This is a genomic window from Flavobacterium shii, from assembly GCF_025847235.1.
GTDB lineage: Bacteria > Bacteroidota > Bacteroidia > Flavobacteriales > Flavobacteriaceae > Flavobacterium > Flavobacterium shii.
Map to the genome: position 1 here is coordinate 17,592 of NZ_JAOZEW010000016.1, position 20,461 is coordinate 38,052.

The following is a 20,461-nucleotide window of genomic DNA, read 5'->3' on the forward strand; positions in this document are numbered from 1 at the left end:
TTTGATAGTATATCATCTATATAGTATAATCTTTTAAAATATTAAAAATGAAAAAAATTATTTTAGGCTTATTTGTCGTATTTGGCTTAAGTTCTTGTTCTCTAAATTCTGACAATGATTATCAAAATTGTGGAGATTATAGTAATGTTGCTTTTTCGGGTTTTCCATTGGAATGCAACTATACGATAAAGGATATGCCTACAAAACCATCAACTGTAGCAATAAAAACACAAGAAAAAATGGATGCTTATTTTATTAAAAATGCTAATCCATGTCCTACACCCATAAATCCCAATATCGATTTTACTAAAAATTATTTAATTGGAATTTTTGCCGGACCAAAGACTTCTGGTGGATATGAAATAAAGATCACTTCGATTGTAGAAAATTCTTGCGAAATCATAGTTCAATATTATGAAAAAGAACCACAAACCGGTGAAGTAGTTACTCCTGCAGGAACAAACCCTTATGACTTCGTAGTGATCCCAAAAACAGACAAACCTCTTTTCCTTAACAAGGTAAGCCAAAATAAAAACTTTGTAGTTATAGGAAGCTTTAGCGGTCAATGCATAGGCGCAGATTGTCAACAGTTTTTTAGAATCAATAATTTAAATGTATTTCAATACTTAAATGTTACTCCTGGGCAGTATGATTTTAGCAAATACAATTATAAAGCTTTGACTAAAAATGGAGATTACTCTGAATTTTCAAAATTGATTCCTACAGAAATTTTAAATTTAAATGGTGGAACTAAAACCTATGGCAATCCAGATGCTGCTGATCAAGGAGGCCTTTATTTTGAGTTAAATCAAAGCGACAAAGTTACCAAAGTGTTCATAGACAACAACAACACTTCTGACCAAAGTACTAGTATAATTGCGTTTAAAAAAGTAATAAAAGATAAAATTGCAGTATTAAGAAACTAATCTAACTTTGCGGATTAAAACCTTAACATAATTTTATTAATTTATTTAAACATGAAAAAAACTATTTTAGCGCTTCTTATTATTATTTCGGTATCAACTTATTCAGCAAATGTTATTTTCAAATCTGAAAAAACAAGTATGCTTGCTGGAGAATGGGTTTGGCAAAAATCTAGCGGAGGTCAAAACGGTAGCTATACCTCAACCCCAAAGAGTATTGGGAGTACAAAAAAACTTGTTTTTACACCTGAAGGGAAAGTAATTACATATAAAAATGATGTCGAGATAAGAAACAGTAATTATCAAATAACTAAAGGTATCAGCATTTTTGATAATTTGGAACATGATTTAATAACATTTGAGGGTATTACGTACGTTATCGAACAACTAGATGCTCGTACTTTAACTATTGTAAACAATTTCCCTGACGGATATAGTTCTACTTATAAAAAATAGAATACTCTAATACAAACACTATTGCAATCTAATTTACTTTAAAATTATTTTTTGGAAGACAATTTAGACTTACTTATAAAAAAGTGCATTGACAATGACAGAGGAGGGCAATTGAGAATTTATCAATTGTTCTCTCCTGTATTGTATGGAATTTGTCTAAAATACATGAAAAATGAAGATGATGCAAAAGATGTATTTCAAGAAGCATTTATAATCGTATTTCAAAAAATAAGTCAATACAAATTCGAAGGTAGTTTTGAGGGATGGATGAAACGAATTTTCATTAATAAACTCATAGAAACACTAAAGAAGAAGAAAAAAGATTATCATTTTTTGGATGTTTTTGATCCTGAAACAGAAATTATAGAAGAGGAAGAATTAGAAACCATCCCAATAACTCAAGAAAAACTAATAGAATACATTCAGGACTTACCAGACCAATATAGAATGGTCTTTAATCTATTTGTATTTGAAAAGATGAAACACAAAGAAATTGGAGAAATGCTTCAAATTTCGGAAGGAACTTCAAAATCGAACTTAAATCGAGCAAAGAAAATATTGCAAACAAGAATTTTGGCCGTATTAAATTTTAAAACAGCATGAAAAAACAAAAAATAGAAGATATTTTTTCTTCAATAGAAAATTTTTCTAGTGTACCTCCACCAGAATTATGGGCTAACATTGAAGAAAAACTAGATAAACCAAAAAAGAAAAAGGTAACTGCCATTTGGTGGTCGCTAGCGGCAAGTCTTTTGGTAGGTTTAGCTATTACGTCTGGTCTATATTTCAATTCTAATCAAAATAATATTTTATTAAAAGATAATAATAACAATGTTGTTTTGGATAATAAAGAAAATAATTCGAATACAACTCCATCTACTACTAATAAGAATACTCCTTTAAATTCAAAGGATGTAGTAACCGTTGCAGAATCTGATAACTTGGTAACTGATGAAAATCTAAATAATAATCAAGAATCAACTAAAGCAACAACAACTTCAATCAATAAAAAAGAAAAAACTTTATTAAAATCAAACAATGAAGTTATTTCATTAGCAGAATCATCATCAAAAAACAAGAAAAACAATTCCTCTTCTAAACAGAATAATTCTAAATCTGAGAACAATTTAAAAGCCGAAAAGGAAGAGAAAATTGCTTTAAACGAGAATACTCAATCATCATCAAAAAACGAATCAAATACTTCTTTCTCTAAACAAGATAGTAATAAAGTAAGTAATACTTTAATAAGCAAAGACAAAGGAATTGTTTCAAACAATAGTACTCAGTCCTCATCAAAAAATGAATCGAATACTTCTTTATCTAAACAGAATCAAAATGAAACGAACAATACTTTAAAAACAAGTAAAAACAAAGGAATTGCCTCAAACAATAATATTCAATCATCATCAAAAAACGAATCGGATACTTCTTTATCTAAACAAAATAATGGCACAATTGGTACTCTTGCTAAAAATGAAGAAATTGCTTTGAGCAATAATACTCAATCAACAAGAAATAATGCAAGTACAGCCGGAGTTGACAGTACTTTAAACGCTGATAAAAATAAAGGGATTTCTTTAAATAATAATCCTGCAACAAATTTAACTGCGTTTAACGATTCATTACAAAAAGTTCAAATTGCATTGGAATTACAGCAATTGGAAAATCGTTTAAATAATAAGGATGACAAAGAAGATTTAAAAACTGAAAAGGAAATCCTAAAAGAAAAATGGTCTGTAGGTCTTTATGCCGGAGTTGTAAGCTCTCAAAATTATGGTAACAAGAAATCACTGGGCAATGATATTGAGTCAAAACAAAACACTGGATATGGTGTAAAAACAAATTACAAACTCAACAAAAAATGGGCTGTTAGCTCTGGTTTCAAAATCAATGAATTAGGACAATCCGTAGCTAATGTTTCTTATTATAGTAAACAAAATACATTATCGGCCGGATTAGCAAATGATTTTTTTATTTCGAGTCCTAATGTAGAATATATTTCAACAAATAGAAATTATGTATTCTCCTCGAATAATGATAATCAAAAAGTTGAAAGTAGTGCCACAAACAATCTTACTGGAAATCTAGACCAACAATTACAATATCTTGAAATGCCATTAGAAATTTCTTATTCCCTGTTAAGTACTAGTAAAGCAGCTATTATGCTAAATACAGGAGGTTTTGTAGGGAAATTAATTTCAAATCAAATATTCCTGGATGGTAATTCGATTGGAGGAAATCTAGATGTAAATAACTTTGTTTATGGATCTAAATTAAGTAGTACTTTACAATATGAAGTGTTCAAGCAAACTCATTTTTTTGTAGAACCTGGTGTAAATTATTATATCAATCCCTTAAAGACACAATCATTTAATCAATTTCAGTGGGGTCTGAATTTTGGTGTTAATTTTGGTTTTTAATTGGTTTCTTGTTTTAATTTCTCTCTTTTATATACTATCGTTTACACCGATTTTATATTGTAAAAAAAAATGCTAGATTCTCAGGATAAGAATCTAGCATTTTTATTTTATAACACTCTGTTATTTTTTTATGATTTTATCTTTAAAAACAACTTTATTGTTTTCTGTTAAAGTATAAATATAGATACCCGATTTTAAATCACTTATCTGAATTACAGAAGTACTTTTTTCCTGATCTCCATTAACGTCAATAGGACTTCCTATCATACGTCCTGTAATATCATAAAGCCTTAATTTTAATTTCTTGCTATCCTCTGTTTTTACAACAATATTCACAACATCTGTTGCTGGATTAGGATATGCTTTTACTGCAAATCCGTTCTTTGTTTCAAAATCTATTGTTCCCAAATTAGAATCTTTTAATTCAAAACGAGCAATTACTGGTCCGTGATCCGATGTTGTATTTACATAATTGTTTATATCCGAACGAGGATCGTAAACTGCAGTAGAATTAGCAATATATTCATTATTTAATTCATTAGATATCATGATATGGTCTAAGAATCCACCTGAACTTAGGAAACTAAAAGCTCCCGCTTTACTGATATCTAAAGTAAGTGCATTATAATTGGCTGTATCATCAACAAATGCCTTATAAGATGAAGGATTTGGCGTAATAACTGATGCTTTTACATCATCATTATAATCTCCTAAAATGATTAAATTAGACTTTGAATAATAACGATCCAAACTATCTTTTAATACTTGAGCATCATATTTACGCATGTTGTATTTGCTAATATCAGTACCACTATTCGCACGAGCATGAAGATCTACCAAATTAAGTAGTTTTTTTACTCCTCCTACGTTCGTTTCGATTTGTACCATATAAGGTAAACGTCCAGATGAGAAAAAGTTTGCATTAGTACCTGGATAATTTACTAAAGTTTCAGTTCCTGCACGAAGACCATCATAAAAATCTTTAAACATTACACGGGCACTTTTAACCGTTGCAGTTTTAGTATTATAAATCACAACTAATTTCTGTGGAGGGAAATTTGGATCAGCTGGATTAAATGAATAAGACCAACTAGGTGAAATTACTTTATCAAATGTTTTTCCATTAATGTTTATTTTTTGAATCAAAGCATCCAAAGATGGCTCATCAGACACTTCTTGCACAACATAAACGTCGGCATCTAGTTTATTCATTACTTTGGCAACATTTTCAACCTGCAAAACATTATCTGTAGGTCCAAATTCTTTACCTGTAGCATCTTTTACAGCGGTTCCAAAAAACTCTAGGTTATACGTTACAATATCAAAAGTATCTACTTTTGGTAAAGAAGACCCTGTTAATGTACCTATTTGTTTATTTAATGCGGTTCCTGTTACGGTCAATGTACCCGCAATGGCTAATGCTTTAGTAGAAGGTGTAAATCTTGCATAAATTGTTTTTCCTGTTAATGCATCAGCTTCAGTAACTATAACACTTGATGAAAAACTAGTATTATCAAGAGAAACTTGATAATCTGCAGAAGCAGTAATTGTAGTATTACCATAACCACCAGCTTTAAAAATAAAAGACTTACTAGCAGAAATTGCATTTGGGTTCACATCCCCAAAATCTAAATTTGAATTTGAATCTACATAACCCAGATCATTTGTAATACTTACATCATCAATCGTCCACTCGGCAGCATTACCACTACCTCCACCAGATAAAGTTTCGTAAACCCAAGCTACATAAGTATGATCCGTTTTATATGCAGCTAAACTGATGTATTGAGATTGAACGTAAGCAGCAGTTACAGAAGGAAAGTTACCGTTTAATTCTGTCCAAGTAGCAGTCTCCGGGCTACTTTTTCCATCATAATCTGTAGAAACCATTAATTTTAAACTTGGTCCTGCAAAGTATTTACGGGAGTAAAATGACAACAAAGGAAATTTATCAAAATTATCTAAACGCAATTTTGGAGAAATCAACCAATCTTTACTAACTCCACTATCCGAATATCCATTCATTACCACTGCTCTTGGAGCACTACGAGGGTTTGTCGCTGTGCTTACCCATGTATTAATAGGTCCTGCTACATTATAAGCTGTCCACCCACTATTGGTTAAAACATTGGCATCATTAAAATCCTGATTATATGGATCAATTCCATTACCCGATAAAGTTACTATTTTACTTGTAGTACCTGTAGAATCATGGGTTATTTGCCCTGTGAAACTACCAACAGCATTTGGCGTAAAACGTACATAAACTGTAGGCGTAGCATTTCCTGCAAAACTGGCTAAATCATATACTACTGAAGATTGAAAAGTGACATTATCTTTCGAAACTTCAAAATTAGCAGATGCAGTAACAGTTACCGGATTAGTAAGATTAGTCCCTTGTATTTGATAACTCAAGGCTGATGAATTAAAATTTTGTTCAACAGATTCATCAAAATTAATTGCTGCAACGCTTGTTGTTATTTTAGGTAAAACAACATTCGAAGTAGTTACGTCTAGTTTATTAGCAGTTGCCTGTATGTTTCCATAGGCATCCTCAGAAATAGAGTAAACACTATAAGATGTATTAAGTGCTAAACCTATAAAGGTTTTTGAGTAAACCTGAGTCTCATCTGTGATATCCAAAAATCCAGATTGCAATGCAGCTGTTCCACCTGCATTCAAACCACTTTTTATTTGAAGAGTAGTAGGTGCTGCATCACTAGAAGGTACTAATACATAATATGTTTTACCTACTTCATCTATTTTATTAGAAAAATCAAACTCATCCGATAATATATTAGCAACTTTTGGATAACCTGTTGCGTTTACTGGAGCCACAATATCACTTCTGATATCTATATTATCGATTGCAAAAGATTGACGTGAACCAAGAGAACCTGATGCTAATCTAGCAATCCATCTTATTTGAACTACAGCTTGATTATCACAATCTGCCGGTAATGTTACTTTTACTCTTGTTGTTTGTAAATCCAAAGGTGTTACAACAGCTCCTGTTTGTGGCGTTGTACTGTCATTTGAATAAGCTGTAGATAATAAAGTAATAAAAGCACCACTAGTTCCAACACGATATTGCAAAGCCAGTTCCTGAAGACGATTAACGGCTACTCCATCATATAAATTACGAATAACCATAGCGTCGTATTGAACTTGGATTGCTTTATCATTAACACTTGAAAAGGCAAAACCTATAGCAAAATCTGCAGATGTTGTATTCAGAAATCCTATTTTCCCATTATAATTATGGATATTCCCACTATTAGTAGCTGCAGTACTATTAGCTATTAATGCCTTATCTCCTGTTAATACAGTACTATAAGTAGCTGTATTTTGAGCAGAACTAACTAACCAACCCTGAAATCCAAGTGGGTAAGTTGTCGAAGATGCAGCTAATGCACTAAAATTTTGTGTGTAAGGCAATACTTGAGGTAATGGATTTGTTGCTTGAGCAAAAAGATTTGCTGAAAAGCAATAAAAAAAACTTAAAAAAGCCATTAGATGGCGTAAAGAGTAGCGGTTTTTCATACGTTAAAAATTAGTGTTTTTAGAGTTCAAATTTATAGTCTTTAAAGTTAAGTGAATATTATAAAACTTTAAACTTATTGTTTAGAACTTTGCAAATATTTATCACAAAAAAGTGCCATATCAACCAATATCTTAACAAATACTCAACAATACATTGGCTTAACCAATTAATTAACATTGAATTTTATTTGATACTTTATGCTTACATATCTCTATTTCTGCACTAAAATCAAGCTTTCGCAATAGAAATTAACAAAAATAAACTGCTTTTAATTTCTGTTTTATAGACTAAAAACCAGATTATATGCCTGGTTCTTCCCTATTGAATAAATACATTTTGATTCTTACCAAACAAAATGATTCCAGATTGAAAAATATTCTAAACATCATAAAATTGATTTCAAAATTGTAACTTTATTAATAAATCATAAAAACTAACGATTACTGCATATCCAGAATAGCTTTTAAAAACAATCCATAAAATCACATATTATGAGCTTTTTCAAAATCAAAACAAGTTGGTCAAATGCTGAGTTTATTGTATTAAAATTATGCATCGCTTCGGCATATGTTTTAATAGGCACTTATTTTCATGATTTTTTCAGTAACTATTATGTTCCATTAATAATCTTATTTGGCATCACGGTTATTTGGTCTGTTTATTTATGGTTGAATAAAATGAAAAACAGTAAGCAGGAACACTGATAAATTGGAATTACTTGTGAAACAAGACTATCTTTGCACAAAAATTTCAGTATGTCACATCAGCATTTTATTCTTTTTAAACCATATGGTTATTTAAGTCAGTTTATATATGAATTAAAAAGGAAGAAAAAACTTTTGGGTGAATTACATAATTTCCCCGAAGGCACAATGGCTATTGGCAGACTTGATGAAGACTCAGAAGGATTACTTTTACTTACTACAGATGGAAAAGTAAGTGAACAGGTAAGAAGCAAGAAAGTCGACAAAGAATACTATGTTCAAGTAGATGGAATTATTACTCCTGAAGCAATCGAAGAATTACAAAAAGGAGTTGAAATTGGTTTTGATGGCGGAAAATATAAAACCAAACCTTGTTCTGCTTTTATTATTACTGAGATTCCTGATTTTGGTCCTAGAGCAAAAAAAATTCGAGATGAACGACATGGTCCAACTTCTTGGGCTTCAATTACGGTAAATGAAGGCAAGTTTCGCCAAGTGCGAAAAATGACTGCTGCCGTAGGTTTTCCTACTTTACGATTGGTACGTGTTCGTATAGGAAATGTATATTTGCAGGGCTTAAAAGCTGGAGAAGTTTTAGAAGTACCCGATTTTAAATTAGAAAATTAATTTAAAGAATATATCATATATCAAAATTAGATAATTCCCAAATTAACGATTAACAGAATAAACAAATTAACGACAATGTTAAACATAGTTCTCGTAGAACCCGAAATACCTAATAATACCGGAAATATTGGTCGCTTATGTGTTGGTACGCAAAGCCGATTACATTTAGTGCATCCTTTTGGTTTTGTTATAAATGATAAAAACTTAAAACGTTCCGGACTCGATTATTGGATTCATCTTGATGTAACCGAATATCAGAATGTAGCGGAATGGAAAGCTCAGATTCCAGATTTATCACGCGTTTTCCTAATGAGTTCTCATGCGGAAAAATCATATCTTGAAACTGATTTCCAAGATGGTGATTGGTTGGTTTTTGGTAAAGAAAGCGTAGGATTGAGTAAAGAGGTTTTAGAACAGTTTGAAAATCATCTTACGATTCCGATGTCGTCCTTAATCAGAAGCTTTAATATCGCAAATTCGGTTGCGTTTGTGGTGGGTGAAGCTAAGAGACAGATTGGGTTAAAGGTTTAAATGGTTATTTGTTTAATCGTTTAATCGAAACTGATTCCGATTTCCTTCCTGCAAGGTTTTTTTCAACCTTGTAGGTATAAACTAGATTTCAATTAAAACAAACTTTAAAATTATACCTACAAGGTTGAAAAAAACCTTGCAGGATTGCTAATCAACGTTTAAGTAATTACAAACTTTCCCTTTTCGGCATCAAAAGTAATGTGGTCGTCTTTGAACAAAGTCGCAAAACTTCCTGTTGCGATTAAATTACAAGGTTCATCTTGTATAACTGTTTCAGGTGTCATAATAATCATTTCGTCGCTTAACTGAATTGCCAAATCTATATCATGTGTCGAAAACAGAATGCATTTTCCTGTTTCATGTGTTAGCTTTTTCAGTAATTTAAACAGCGCTACTTTATGTAATAAATCAAGATGTGTTGTGGGTTCATCCAAGATAATAAGTGGTGTATCTTGTGCCAAAGCTCGTGCAATTAATACTTTTTGTAATTGTCCGTCGCTTATTTCGTAATGCTTTTTATGCGCTAAATGACTTATTTGTGTAAGTTCTAATGCTTCATTTACTTTTGTGATATCGTATGGAGTCAAAGTCCCAATCCAGTTTGTATATGGTTGACGACCTAGAGCCACTAACTCAAAAACGGATAAATTACTTGATGGCAGTTTCTCAGTTAAAACAATGCTTAAATTCTGAGCTAAATCAAGTGGTTTATATTCGAATACATTCTTATCATTAAGTAAAACTGTTCCTGATAATGGATGCTGGATTCCTGTTATGGTGCGCAACAAGGTCGATTTCCCTATTCCGTTTGCACCAATTAAAGCAATGAGTTTTCCTGGTTCTAAGTTCAGGTTTAAGTTTTGAGCAATAGTTACGGTCGCTTTCTTGGTCTTGTAGCCAATACTTAAGTTTGAAGTTGATAAGATGCTTTTCATTTTCTTTAAGGTACTAAGATGCAAAGTAACTAAGGTTTAAAACTTTATTCTTGCCACTGATTATATGGATTCTCACAGATTCTTTTAAAAATTTGTTCACTTTGTGGCTAACTTTTTTTAGCAACAGATTGTAATCTATTTAATCCTTTAATCTGTGGCAAAAACGTTTACTCAAAATTTCTTTTTCGAACTAATAACCATATTACTACTGGTGCACCAATTATTGATGTTATTGCATTAATAGGTAATGTGGTATCTAATCCCGGTAATTGTGATGCAATGTCGCAAAACAACATAATTATTCCTCCGTAAAAAAGGGTACTCCAATATAAAACTGCATGATTACTGGTTCTGAATGTAAGCTTGGCAATATGCGGAACAGCTAATCCTATAAAAGCTATTGGTCCTGCAAAAGCCGTAACGCTACCTGCCAAAATACTTGTGGCTAGAATAATTATAAGTCTTGTTTTCTTGAAATTAAGCCCCATGCTTTTGGCATAATTCTCTCCAAGAAGTAATGCGTTTAATGGTTTAATACTACTAGCGCTTAAAAGTAAACCGATACCAACACTTATTGCTAAAACTACAATCGATGACCAGGAAAGATTTCCTAAACTTCCTAATGACCAAAAGGTAAATTTCTGTAATTGTTCTGCCGAACTAAAATAGGTTAAAACTCCAACAATGGCACTGGTAAAACTACCAAACATAAGTCCGACGATTAAAATAGCCATTGTATTTCGTAATCTTTGCGAAACCAATAAAACCAACAATAGAACCGAAATACTTCCTAATGTTGATGCTAATACGATTCCGTAACTCGATAGCAAGATTGTTTGTAGAAAAGAAGGCAATAAACCTGCTCCCAAAATTACAATTGCTACCGCCAAAATTGCTCCGGAACTTAATCCTAAAACATCTGGACCTGCTAATGGATTTCTGAACAATGTTTGCATTAACAAACCGCTTATCGATAATCCTACACCTACTAATACTGCCGTAATTGCTTTGGGCAAGCGGTAATTAATTATGATATATTCCCATGTCGATTTGCTTGCTTCTCCTCCTGTTAAACTGGTATACACTTCTTTAAACGGGATTGTAATTGACCCGAAACTAATATCCAGAAAGAATAGTAACAAAAGTGCTAAACCGAGTATGAAGAACAAGATTGTATTTCGCTTTTGATTCGCCAATTGAAATTAGTTTAATTTAGACGCAAACGTAAATTCATAACTTGGCAATAATTCTGGGTGAAATATTTTGATGTAATCTTTAAGAACTAAATCTGGACGGCTTGGTGCCAACTCGTAATAAACTGTTCCTCCTGTTGCGCCAAATTTGCTCTCGAATGTATATACATTTTTTGTTTTAAAAGCATCGAATTGACTATAATGTGGGTTGCTTTTTTCTAATTCTGATAGTGATTTAAAAGAACCTGTTGCAATCCAGACTGAAGCCGTTTTGGCTTTGTCTAATATTTTTTCGAATGATAATCCCAGGCTTCCTGTTCCTTCTAGATCTGCCCATAAATAATCGGCTTTGGCATCGGCCATAAATTGTGCCACCCAACTATTTCCTTTGGCAACATACCATTGATCCATATACATAGAACCATATAAAACTGTTGAAGTTGCTTTCTTAGATTCTACTAATTTCTTGGCTTCTTTATAACTCGTTACGATTTTATCAAAAAGTTCTTTTGCTTCTGCTTCTTTACCAAATAATGCACCGTAAAGTTTAATCCATTCAGCTTTTCCTAGTGGAGATTGTTCCATCCAATCGGCTTGAATAAGTACTTTTAAACCACTTTTTTGTAAATTATCTAACATTGGGTTGTTGTTATCTACCCCAAAAGTGACAATTAGATTTGGTGCTAATTCTATAAGTTGTTCGATATTTAATTTTTCGTTTTGACCTACATTCTTAACAGCACCTTTATCTATTAATTTTCTGGTTTTCTCAGAAGAAACATAATCAGTATGTGGAAAACCTACTAAATTGTTTTCGACATCCAGCATTTCTAAAAACGGAATATTGGTTGTTGATGTTACTACAATTGATTGTAAAGGAACCTGAATGGTTGTATAACTTTTTAAGCTATCTGGTACAATTCCGTCTTTTTCTTTTAATACATAAGTATAATCTTTTCCAGCATCTGGCCAAGGATTTGAAACTTTTACAACTGAATATCCTGTGAATTTATTGATGGAAAGTCCAGAAGCATATTCGATACTGTTTTGTCCTGTTTCGGCTTTGACTTCTGGTGTATTTTCGCTTTTCTTGCATCCTAATACTACTAAAAACGAGAAAAGAAAAACAACTTTATGCAATGATGACTTCATATATAGTTAGTGTTTGTTTTTTAAAGAAATATGAAATATCTAATCTGATTTTGAATCACGATGATTTCATATTTTGCAATTTGGATAGCGACAAAGGTAGCGCAATTTCTAAATTTCTTGTTTACTTTTAAACGTAAAAAATTGAACAAATAGTATCTTTGTAACATGAATGCTCTCAAAGTAAAAAATTGCTCTAGCTGCGGAACCGCATTTAATTGCGGAGATTCTCCTGATGGAAACAAATGTTGGTGTAACGACTTCCCTCCTATTTTTGTACCTTCGGAAGTTGTAGATTGTCTTTGCCCGAATTGTTTTAAAAATGCTTGCGCTGTAAAAATAGATGCTTTTGTAAATACAATTACTCCCGAAATTGCAGTTGACAATAAAGCCTCGGTTTTACCCAAAAACAACACGATTATTGAAGGAATCGATTATTATCTGGAAAATGGGAATTATGTTTTTAAAGAATGGTTTCATCTTAAAAGAGGAAGTTGTTGCGGAAATAAATGTAGACATTGCCCCTATAAATAATTGTAAATTATTAATTGTTAGTTATTAATTATGAGAAACAATATTGTAAAAGATAAAAGTTTTGATTTCGCTATTCGGATAGTTAAATTATATCAATACTTATGTGTCGAGAAAAAGGAATTTACACTTTCTAAACAACTTTTAAGATCGGGAACGAGTATTGGCGCTATGGTTCGAGAAGCTGAACATGCTGAAAGTAAAAATGATTTTATCCATAAATTTGCGATTGCTCAAAAGGAAGCCAATGAATCTGTTTATTGGTTAGAATTATTAAAAGCAACTGATTATTTAAATGAAAAACAATTTGAAACCATTTATAATGATGCTATTTCAATATTAAAACTTATAACTAGTATCCTTAAAACTACTAAGCAACAACTTACAATTAATAATTAACAACTAATAATTAAATGGTTGCCTTAGGGATAGTAGCGGCATCCTTTTATTTTTTTCTTTAAAAAATAAAAGATATAGCGAATAGCCCGACCGAAGGGAACGCCCTTCTTAAATTTACAATTCATAATTAACAATTATAAAAATGATTTACTTGATTACTGGTGGGGAACGTTCGGGGAAAAGTGGTTATGCTCAAGAACTGGCTTTACAACTTACGAATACGCCAATGTATGTGGCAACGGCTCGAAAATGGGATGAAGATTTCCAGAACAGAATTGACAGACACCAACAAGAACGCGACGAACGCTGGACAAATATTGAAAAAGAAAAACACTTAAGCGAAATTGATTTTTCGGGTAAAGTGGCTTTGATTGATTGTGTAACTCTTTGGTTAACGAACTTTTTTGTTGACACTAAAAACGATGTTGCATTATCTCTTGATGAAGCTAAAGCTGAATTTTTGAAAATAGCCAATCAGCCAGATGCAACTTTGATAATTGTAACTAACGAAATCGGAATGGGGCTCCATGCTGATACACACGTAGGAAGAAAATTTACAGAATTACAAGGTTGGATGAATCAGTTTCTTGCCAAAAATGCCGATACTGTTGTACTAATGGTTTCTGGAATTCCGGTGAAAATAAAAGGGTAAATTGGCTTTGTCCCTCTGAACCTTTGTGACTTTGAACCTTAAAAAGAAAAAAAATATGAGTTATTTAGATAATATTTTAAAATCACGCCGCGATACACGCCATTTTACAAATGATGAAGTTCCTGACGAAGTTATTCAAAAAGCTTTGCAGGCAGGACATTGGGCGCCTTCGGTCGGTTTGACTGATGCTACTAAATACTACATCATAAAATCTGATGGGGTTAAAAAAGCTATCAAAGATTTATTTTTAGATTATAATAAAAAAGCAGAATCATTAACCGATGATGAGCACCAAAAAGAACACTATAAATCCTTAAAACTAGAAGCTATTGAAGAAGCTCCGATTGGGATGATTATTGCTTATGACCGCTCTGTACTAAACAACTTTACGATAGGAACTGTTGGTAGTAATGAAGCGGTAAAATTTAGCTCGGTTTGTGCTGCGCAAAATATCTGGTTGTCTCTTACGGAACAGGGCTACGGCATGGGTTGGGTTTCTATCTTAAACTATTATCAGTTTAAGAAAATAATAGACTTACCCGAAAACATAGAACCTCTGGGGTATTTTTGTATCGGTAAACCTGCAACAAACTACGATAATCAGCCGATGTTGCAGCAATTAAATTGGAAACAAAAATCGGAAACCTTTGATTGTACTGAAATCAAAATCATAAACGAGAATTTTGTTCCGAAATTAGATTTAGAAAATCAATCAAAAGTTGAAGTTACTGCTTCTTTCAAAGAATCACTACAGCATAAAATTGACTCAAAAACGAAGCCTCTTGGCGCTTTGGGTATTTTAGAAAAGTTAGCATTCCAAATCGGAACTGTTTTTCAGACTTTGAATCCTGAGATTAAAAAACCTAATATCGTTGTTTTTGCCGCAGACCACGGAATTGCCAATCATGGCGTGAGCGCATATCCGCAAGATGTTACCAGACAAATGGTCGGTAATTTTCTTGAAGGTGGCGCAGCAATTAATGTGTTTTGTAAACAAAATAATATTGAACTTTCTATTGTAGATGCTGGTGTAAATTATGATTTCCCTACAAATGCCAATTTAATTAATGCTAAAATTGCCAAAGGAACTCAGTCCTTTTTACATGTTCCTGCAATGAGCGAAACTGAACTGCAATTGTGTTTCTTAAAAGGTTCTGAAATTGTTGATTCTATTGCAAAAAATGGAAGCAATTGTATTGGTTTTGGCGAAATGGGTATTGGGAACACATCAACAGCTTCTGTCTTGATGAGTGTTTTAACTGGTTTCTCTATAGACGAATGTGTGGGAAAAGGAACTGGAGTTGATGATACTAAATTAATTCAGAAACAGGAAATCTTAAAAAAAGCTATCGAAAATTATTCCGGTCAAGCCGAATTAAAAGAACAACTCGCTTATTTTGGTGGTTTTGAAATCATGCAAATGGCTGGCGGAATGTTAGCCGCTTATAAAAACAACTTGCTAATTCTTGTAGATGGTTTTATTTGTACTGTAGCTTTTTTAATTGCCTTTAAAATAAATCCTGATATTAAAAAAAATGCTATTTTCTGTCATTCATCAGCCGAACAAGGACATCAGAAATTATTGGATTATCTTGAAGTCAAATCGGTTTTGCAACTTGATTTACGCTTAGGCGAAGGAACTGGTTGTGCAATTGCGTTGCCTATATTACAATCGGCAATTGCTTTCCTAAACGAAATGGCTACTTTTGAGAATGCTGGGGTGAGTAATAAGTAACAGTCACAGTTTTTAGTTTCAGTAATCACCTAAATAAAACAAAACTCTTAAATGAAAAAACAACTCCATATATTTTTTACTGCATTAATGTTCTACACTAGGATTCCTTGTCCTAAAAATATCGATCATAATCCTGATTATCTTAATAAAGCAAGTCGTTATTTTCCTTTGATTGGTTGGATTGTTGGAGGAATTTCTTTTCTGGCATTTTATGGAGCTTCGTTTTTAGTTTCAGCATCCGCAGCAATAATTATAGGCATGATTGCCGGAATCTTGACTACAGGGGCTTTTCACGAAGATGGGTTTGCCGATGTTTGTGACGGTTTTGGCGGTGGTTGGACTAAAGAAAAAATCTTACTCATTATGAAAGATAGTGCCATTGGGGCCTATGGGGCCATTGGTGTTGTATTATTATTTTTATTGAAGTTCCAATTACTTTCAGAGCTAGTAACTATAGAAACAATTACAACTCAGCAGTCGGTAGTTACAATCTTGTTATTGTTTATTGCAGGTCATTCTATTAGTCGTTTAGCCGCCATAAGTATTGTATTTACTCATGAATATTCTCGTGAAGATGCTACGAGCAAAAGCAAACCAATTGCAAAAAACTTTACTTGGAAAGAAGTTTTAGGTTCTTTCTTTTTTGGTTTATTACCTCTTTTAGTACTTTCTTATTTTCAATACCAATTACTTTTGGTCATAATCCCAGTTTTTCTGGCTCGTTATTTCTTAGCTCGTTATTTCCAGAAGTGGATTGATGGTTATACGGGAGATTGTCTAGGTGCCACACAACAAGTTTGCGAAGTTATTTTTTACTTAAGTGTTATAGCAATATGGAAATTTATTTAGTTCGTCATACCGAAACTGTTTGCGAAAAAGGAATTTGCTACGGACAAACCGATGTAGATATTGCTGAACCTTACGGTTTAATTTTTGAAGGTATCGTAAAGCAATTGCCTCAAGACGCATTGTTATATTCAAGTCCCCTGAAACGTTGCGTATTACTCGCCAAACATATCCAGCAAGAAACCAAAATTTTAAAATGCCTAGAAGACAAACGCTTGATGGAAATGGATTTTGGTGATTGGGAAATGAAAAATTGGAATGAAATTGCTCAAGAAGATTTAAATCCGTGGATGGAAGATTTCGTAAATATTCGAGTTCCAAACGGAGAATCTTTCATCGATTTACACGAAAGGGTTGCTCATTTTATGGAAAATGAAATACTTACTAAAAACCTCTCAAAGGCAATTATTGTTGCACATGCCGGAGTTATCCGAAGCATTCTATGCCTTTTAAATTCTCTTCCTCTTAAAGATGCTTTCCAAAACAAAGTCGATTTTGGACAGGTTATAAAAGTTAAAATCTAAAAAAAATCAACTCTTGTTTTGTTCATTTATAGCATTAAAAAAGCAAACAAAATTGATTTTTAAGTATTTTTAACTTTATATTTGCAGCCACATTAAGGTTGTGTTATATTTTTTTTAAGACACATTAAAAGGGAATCAAGTAATTGAAGATTGAAAAATCAACATTCGAAAATCTTGAGCTGTACCCGCAACTGTAAACTTAGTTCCGAAAGGAATGCTTGTTGTTAACTACAAAACCACTGTTTTAGGACGGGAAGGAAAACAACAAGACGTAAGCCAGGAGACCTGCCTTTGTTAACAAATATCGAACTCTCGGGAAAAAGAGTTTAGAAATTATGACATTACAAAAATTTTACATCTGTTTTTCGCTCCTAGTTTGCCAATTCCTTTTGGCACAAAATGATTCTATAACAAAATTAAAAGAAGTTATAGTTTCAGATACTAATCTTAAGAAGTACTCAGACTCACAATCAGTTCAGGTGCTTAATGATTCTATTATTAATAAAAACCAAGCATCCTTAACTTCTCTTTTAAATTATAACACAGTTATTTATTTTAAGGAGAATGGTCTAGGAATGACTTCTGCACCTTCTTTTAGAGGAACGACTGGTGCCCAAACCGCAGTTATTTGGAACGGAATAAATATCAATTCACAATTTTTAGGTCAAGCCGATTTTAATACAATTGGAACTAGAGATTTTAATTCTATTGCTGTAAAAGCCGGAGGAGGAAGTGTTTTATATGGAAGCGGTGCAATAGGCGGAAGTATTCACTTAAATAATGACATACGTTTTAAGAAAGATTTTTCTAATCACTTATTCCTCAGCGGAGGTAGTTATGATACTTATAGCACAAATTATCGTGCAAACGTTTCGTCCGACAAATACAGCATTCAGGTTAATATTTCAAGAAATAGCTCTGATAATGATTTTAAATACCCTGGAACTACTGATCAAAAAAACATTAATGGAGAATACTATAACACAAGTATGAATACCACTTTTGGTTATAAAATCGACTCTAAAAACACCTTAAAACTATATAGTCAGTTTTATGATGGAGAACGTCATTTCTCTTTAACCTCTCCTAATGGAACCAAAACAAAATATAACGATTATAATACTCGAAATCTCTTAGAATGGGAAAGTATATTTGATCGTTTTACTTCCAAATTAAGAGTGGCACATATTGGAGAATCTTATAAATATTTCCCAAGTATTACATCAGATTTTTTTACTTATGGAAAAGTTGAAACTTCTATTATAAAATATGACTTGGCTTTTGATGTAAATGAAAAAATCAAATTAAATGCAATTGTTGATTACAATCGTAATAAAGGATACGGCTCTAGTATAAATAATGTAAAAAGGCAAGTTAGTTCAGCTAGTTTATTATTGCAGCATTTCGTAACTGATAAATGGGATTACACAGCTAGTATTCGGCAAGAATTAACCGATAATTACGGTAATCCTTTCCTCTTTTCATTAGGAACAAGATATCAATTTACTGATTTTTACCGTATCAAATTAAATGCTTCTAAAAATTTCAGAATGCCTACTTACAACGATTTATATTGGCAAGGAAGTGGTAACCCAAATTTAAAGCCTGAGACTTCTTATCAAGCGGAGATAGGCAATGAATTTTTTACAAAAAACTTCTCATTATCCATAACTACGTACTATAATTCTATTAAAGATTTATTGCGTTGGGTACCATCCCAAGATGGTGGGGATAACTGGTCTCCAGAAAACACAAACAAAGTAAGAGCTTATGGTACCGAAGTACTTTTGGAATGGAGAACAAAAATAAAAAATCACAATTTGACTCTTAATGGAACTTATGCTTATACTGTTTCTGAAAGCAAACAATTAATTAAAGGAGAATTATTATACAAACAACTTATATATGTTCCTTATCATAAATTAACTGGATCTGTTTCTTATAATTGGAAAAAAGTTTCTTCTTATTTTCAATACTTATATAACGGAGAAGCTTACAGCACTCCTTTTAATAATCCTGCTACCAAAGTAAAACCTTATAACGTTGGTAATCTAGGAATTGATTATGACTTAGGAAAAAATAACAGCTATAAAGTTGGATTACAAGTACTAAATATCTGGAACGAAGATTACCAACCAGTTATTGGTCGACAAATGCCAGGAAGAAATTACACTATATATATAAACCTTAATTTTTAATACCATGAAAAAATTTAATAAACTTTTTTTAGCTGTCATTATAAGCTCGACACTTTTTGTGTCTTGTAGCAATAACGACGACAACAATACTCCAGAACCACGTGGAAACTACGAAGGTGGATTATTTATTGCTGAAGAAGGCGTTTTTGAACAAGTTAATGGGTCCATATCCTATTTATCAGATGATCTTAAACTAGAAAAAGATGTTTTTTCATTAGTTAATCCAGGTAAAGATGTTAAAGATGTACCCCAAAGCATTGGTTTTAATGGTGATTTTGCTTACATCATTGTAAATAGAGGTAATAAAATTGAAGTTGTTAACCGATATACATTTAAAAGTGTTGCTACAATCAGTACAAAAATAAGCAATCCTCGATATATTGCATTTTCAAATGGAAAAGGATTTATTACGAACTGGGGTAATGCAGGAGACCCTTCTGATGATTATGTAGCTGTAATCGATCTTACTACAAATACTGTTTCATCAACAATTCCTGTTGTTGAAGGTCCTGAGCAAATAATCGAAAATGACAACAAACTTTATGTCGCTCACAAAGGTGGTTGGAACCAAGGAAACTCATTATCTGTCATCAACGCTAGCACTAACACAGTTACAACAAACTTTGTAGTAGGAGACATCCCTAGTTCATTGGTAAAAGACAATGGTACTTTATATGTTTTATGTAACGGACGACCATTTTATGCTTTACCTGAAACAACTGGTAAATTAGTAAAAGTTAACATGAGCAACAATACGGTTTTATCAACAATTGATTTTCCCGGTATCACTCACCCTGGTTTCTTAGCTATTGATAACAATAAACTATATTATACTATTGGAAATAATATCTATTCTGCATCTACAAGCACTACAACGTTACCAACTACTGAAACATTTAAAGCAAAAGAAGTTAGCACTCTTTATGGCTTTGCAGTAAAAAACAACAAAATATATATTGCTGATGCAGTAAATTTTCAAGATCCTGGAAATGTTTATATTTATTCTTTAACAGGAGTTTTATCTAATGAATTTAGTGTTGGAATCTTACCAAACGGTTTCTACTTTAATAACTAGTTAAGATCATCATCTTTTA

19 protein-coding genes and 1 riboswitch are annotated in these 20,461 nt (G+C 32.3%); of the genes, 15 read left to right on the forward strand and 4 right to left on the reverse strand.

Features of this window, described 5'->3' with window-relative positions; genetic code table 11:
• The first annotated feature begins 47 nt into the window (after nt 1-47).
• From OIU83_RS14960 to OIU83_RS14975, 4 genes are read left to right on the forward strand one after another with little or no spacing between them, the layout of a single operon-like run.
• Nucleotides 48-926 carry a protease complex subunit PrcB family protein gene (locus OIU83_RS14960; RefSeq protein ID WP_264207070.1) on the forward strand — a complete coding sequence of 293 codons (879 nt, stop codon included), beginning with the start codon at nt 48-50 and terminating at the stop codon, nt 924-926.
• 51 nt (nt 927-977) lie between these two features.
• Entirely contained in the window at nt 978-1,379 is a 402-nt protein-coding gene (locus tag OIU83_RS14965; protein WP_264207071.1) for a hypothetical protein, read from the forward strand.
• A gap of 51 nt (nt 1,380-1,430) precedes the next feature.
• On the forward strand, nt 1,431-1,982 hold the full coding sequence (locus OIU83_RS14970; RefSeq protein ID WP_264207072.1) for an RNA polymerase sigma factor: 552 nt from the start codon (nt 1,431-1,433) through the stop codon (nt 1,980-1,982).
• Nucleotides 1,979-3,799, forward strand: a complete 1,821-nt coding sequence (locus tag OIU83_RS14975; RefSeq protein WP_264207073.1) for a hypothetical protein — start codon at nt 1,979-1,981, stop codon at nt 3,797-3,799. The genes OIU83_RS14970 and OIU83_RS14975 overlap by 4 nt, the downstream gene beginning before the upstream one ends.
• Nucleotides 3,800-3,919: 120 nt before the next feature.
• Here OIU83_RS14975 and OIU83_RS14980 read toward each other — a convergent pair whose 3' ends face one another.
• Nucleotides 3,920-7,342, reverse strand: coding sequence for a T9SS type A sorting domain-containing protein (locus OIU83_RS14980; protein ID WP_264207074.1), 3,423 nt, complete (start codon nt 7,340-7,342; stop codon nt 3,920-3,922).
• A 492-nt stretch (nt 7,343-7,834) separates the two neighbouring features.
• Between OIU83_RS14980 and OIU83_RS14985 the strand changes: the two genes are divergently transcribed.
• The 3 genes from OIU83_RS14985 (at nt 7,835) to OIU83_RS14995 (ending at nt 9,205) form a co-directional block, all read left to right on the forward strand.
• On the forward strand, nt 7,835-8,047 hold the full coding sequence (locus tag OIU83_RS14985; RefSeq protein WP_264207075.1) for a hypothetical protein: 213 nt from the start codon (nt 7,835-7,837) through the stop codon (nt 8,045-8,047).
• A 51-nt stretch (nt 8,048-8,098) separates the two neighbouring features.
• Complete coding sequence (locus OIU83_RS14990) at nt 8,099-8,674, forward strand: pseudouridine synthase (protein WP_264207076.1); 576 nt, start codon at nt 8,099-8,101, stop codon at nt 8,672-8,674.
• A 75-nt stretch (nt 8,675-8,749) separates the two neighbouring features.
• Entirely contained in the window at nt 8,750-9,205 is a 456-nt protein-coding gene (locus tag OIU83_RS14995; protein WP_264207077.1) for a tRNA (cytidine(34)-2'-O)-methyltransferase, read from the forward strand.
• 158 nt (nt 9,206-9,363) lie between these two features.
• On the opposite strand, the gene OIU83_RS15000 is transcribed toward OIU83_RS14995, so the two are convergent.
• The 3 genes from OIU83_RS15000 to OIU83_RS15010 form a co-directional block, all read right to left on the reverse strand.
• Nucleotides 9,364-10,140: an ABC transporter ATP-binding protein gene (locus OIU83_RS15000; protein ID WP_264207078.1), complete on the reverse strand. Its 777-nt coding sequence runs from the start codon at nt 10,138-10,140 to the stop codon at nt 9,364-9,366.
• A 167-nt stretch (nt 10,141-10,307) separates the two neighbouring features.
• Nucleotides 10,308-11,336, reverse strand: a complete 1,029-nt coding sequence (locus tag OIU83_RS15005) for an iron ABC transporter permease (protein ID WP_264207079.1) — start codon at nt 11,334-11,336, stop codon at nt 10,308-10,310.
• Between the two features lie 6 nt (nt 11,337-11,342).
• Nucleotides 11,343-12,485, reverse strand: coding sequence for an ABC transporter substrate-binding protein (locus OIU83_RS15010; RefSeq protein ID WP_264207080.1), 1,143 nt, complete (start codon nt 12,483-12,485; stop codon nt 11,343-11,345).
• Nucleotides 12,486-12,650: 165 nt separating this feature from the next.
• Between OIU83_RS15010 and OIU83_RS15015 the strand changes: the two genes are divergently transcribed.
• The 8 genes from OIU83_RS15015 (at nt 12,651) to OIU83_RS15050 (ending at nt 20,442) form a co-directional block, all read left to right on the forward strand.
• Nucleotides 12,651-13,016 carry a DUF5522 domain-containing protein gene (locus OIU83_RS15015; RefSeq protein ID WP_264207081.1) on the forward strand — a complete coding sequence of 122 codons (366 nt, stop codon included), beginning with the start codon at nt 12,651-12,653 and terminating at the stop codon, nt 13,014-13,016.
• A gap of 30 nt (nt 13,017-13,046) precedes the next feature.
• Complete coding sequence (locus OIU83_RS15020; RefSeq protein ID WP_264207082.1) at nt 13,047-13,412, forward strand: four helix bundle protein; 366 nt, start codon at nt 13,047-13,049, stop codon at nt 13,410-13,412.
• Between the two features lie 142 nt (nt 13,413-13,554).
• Nucleotides 13,555-14,064: a bifunctional adenosylcobinamide kinase/adenosylcobinamide-phosphate guanylyltransferase gene (gene cobU, locus OIU83_RS15025; protein ID WP_264207083.1), complete on the forward strand. Its 510-nt coding sequence runs from the start codon at nt 13,555-13,557 to the stop codon at nt 14,062-14,064.
• Between the two features lie 55 nt (nt 14,065-14,119).
• Nucleotides 14,120-15,799, forward strand: coding sequence for a nicotinate-nucleotide--dimethylbenzimidazole phosphoribosyltransferase (gene cobT, locus OIU83_RS15030; RefSeq protein ID WP_264207084.1), 1,680 nt, complete (start codon nt 14,120-14,122; stop codon nt 15,797-15,799).
• Nucleotides 15,800-15,850: 51 nt separating this feature from the next.
• Nucleotides 15,851-16,648: an adenosylcobinamide-GDP ribazoletransferase gene (locus tag OIU83_RS15035; RefSeq protein ID WP_264207085.1), complete on the forward strand. Its 798-nt coding sequence runs from the start codon at nt 15,851-15,853 to the stop codon at nt 16,646-16,648.
• Nucleotides 16,633-17,169, forward strand: a complete 537-nt coding sequence (gene cobC / locus OIU83_RS15040) for an alpha-ribazole phosphatase (protein ID WP_264207086.1) — start codon at nt 16,633-16,635, stop codon at nt 17,167-17,169. The genes OIU83_RS15035 and cobC overlap by 16 nt, the downstream gene beginning before the upstream one ends.
• A gap of 78 nt (nt 17,170-17,247) precedes the next feature.
• Nucleotides 17,248-17,476, forward strand: a riboswitch (cobalamin riboswitch).
• Nucleotides 17,477-17,504: 28 nt separating this feature from the next.
• A complete protein-coding gene (locus OIU83_RS15045; protein WP_264207087.1) occupies nt 17,505-19,367 on the forward strand; it encodes a TonB-dependent receptor plug domain-containing protein in 1,863 nt (620 codons plus the stop codon).
• Nucleotides 19,368-19,371: 4 nt separating this feature from the next.
• Complete coding sequence (locus tag OIU83_RS15050) at nt 19,372-20,442, forward strand: YncE family protein (RefSeq protein WP_264207088.1); 1,071 nt, start codon at nt 19,372-19,374, stop codon at nt 20,440-20,442.
• The last annotated feature ends 19 nt before the right edge of the window (nt 20,443-20,461 follow it).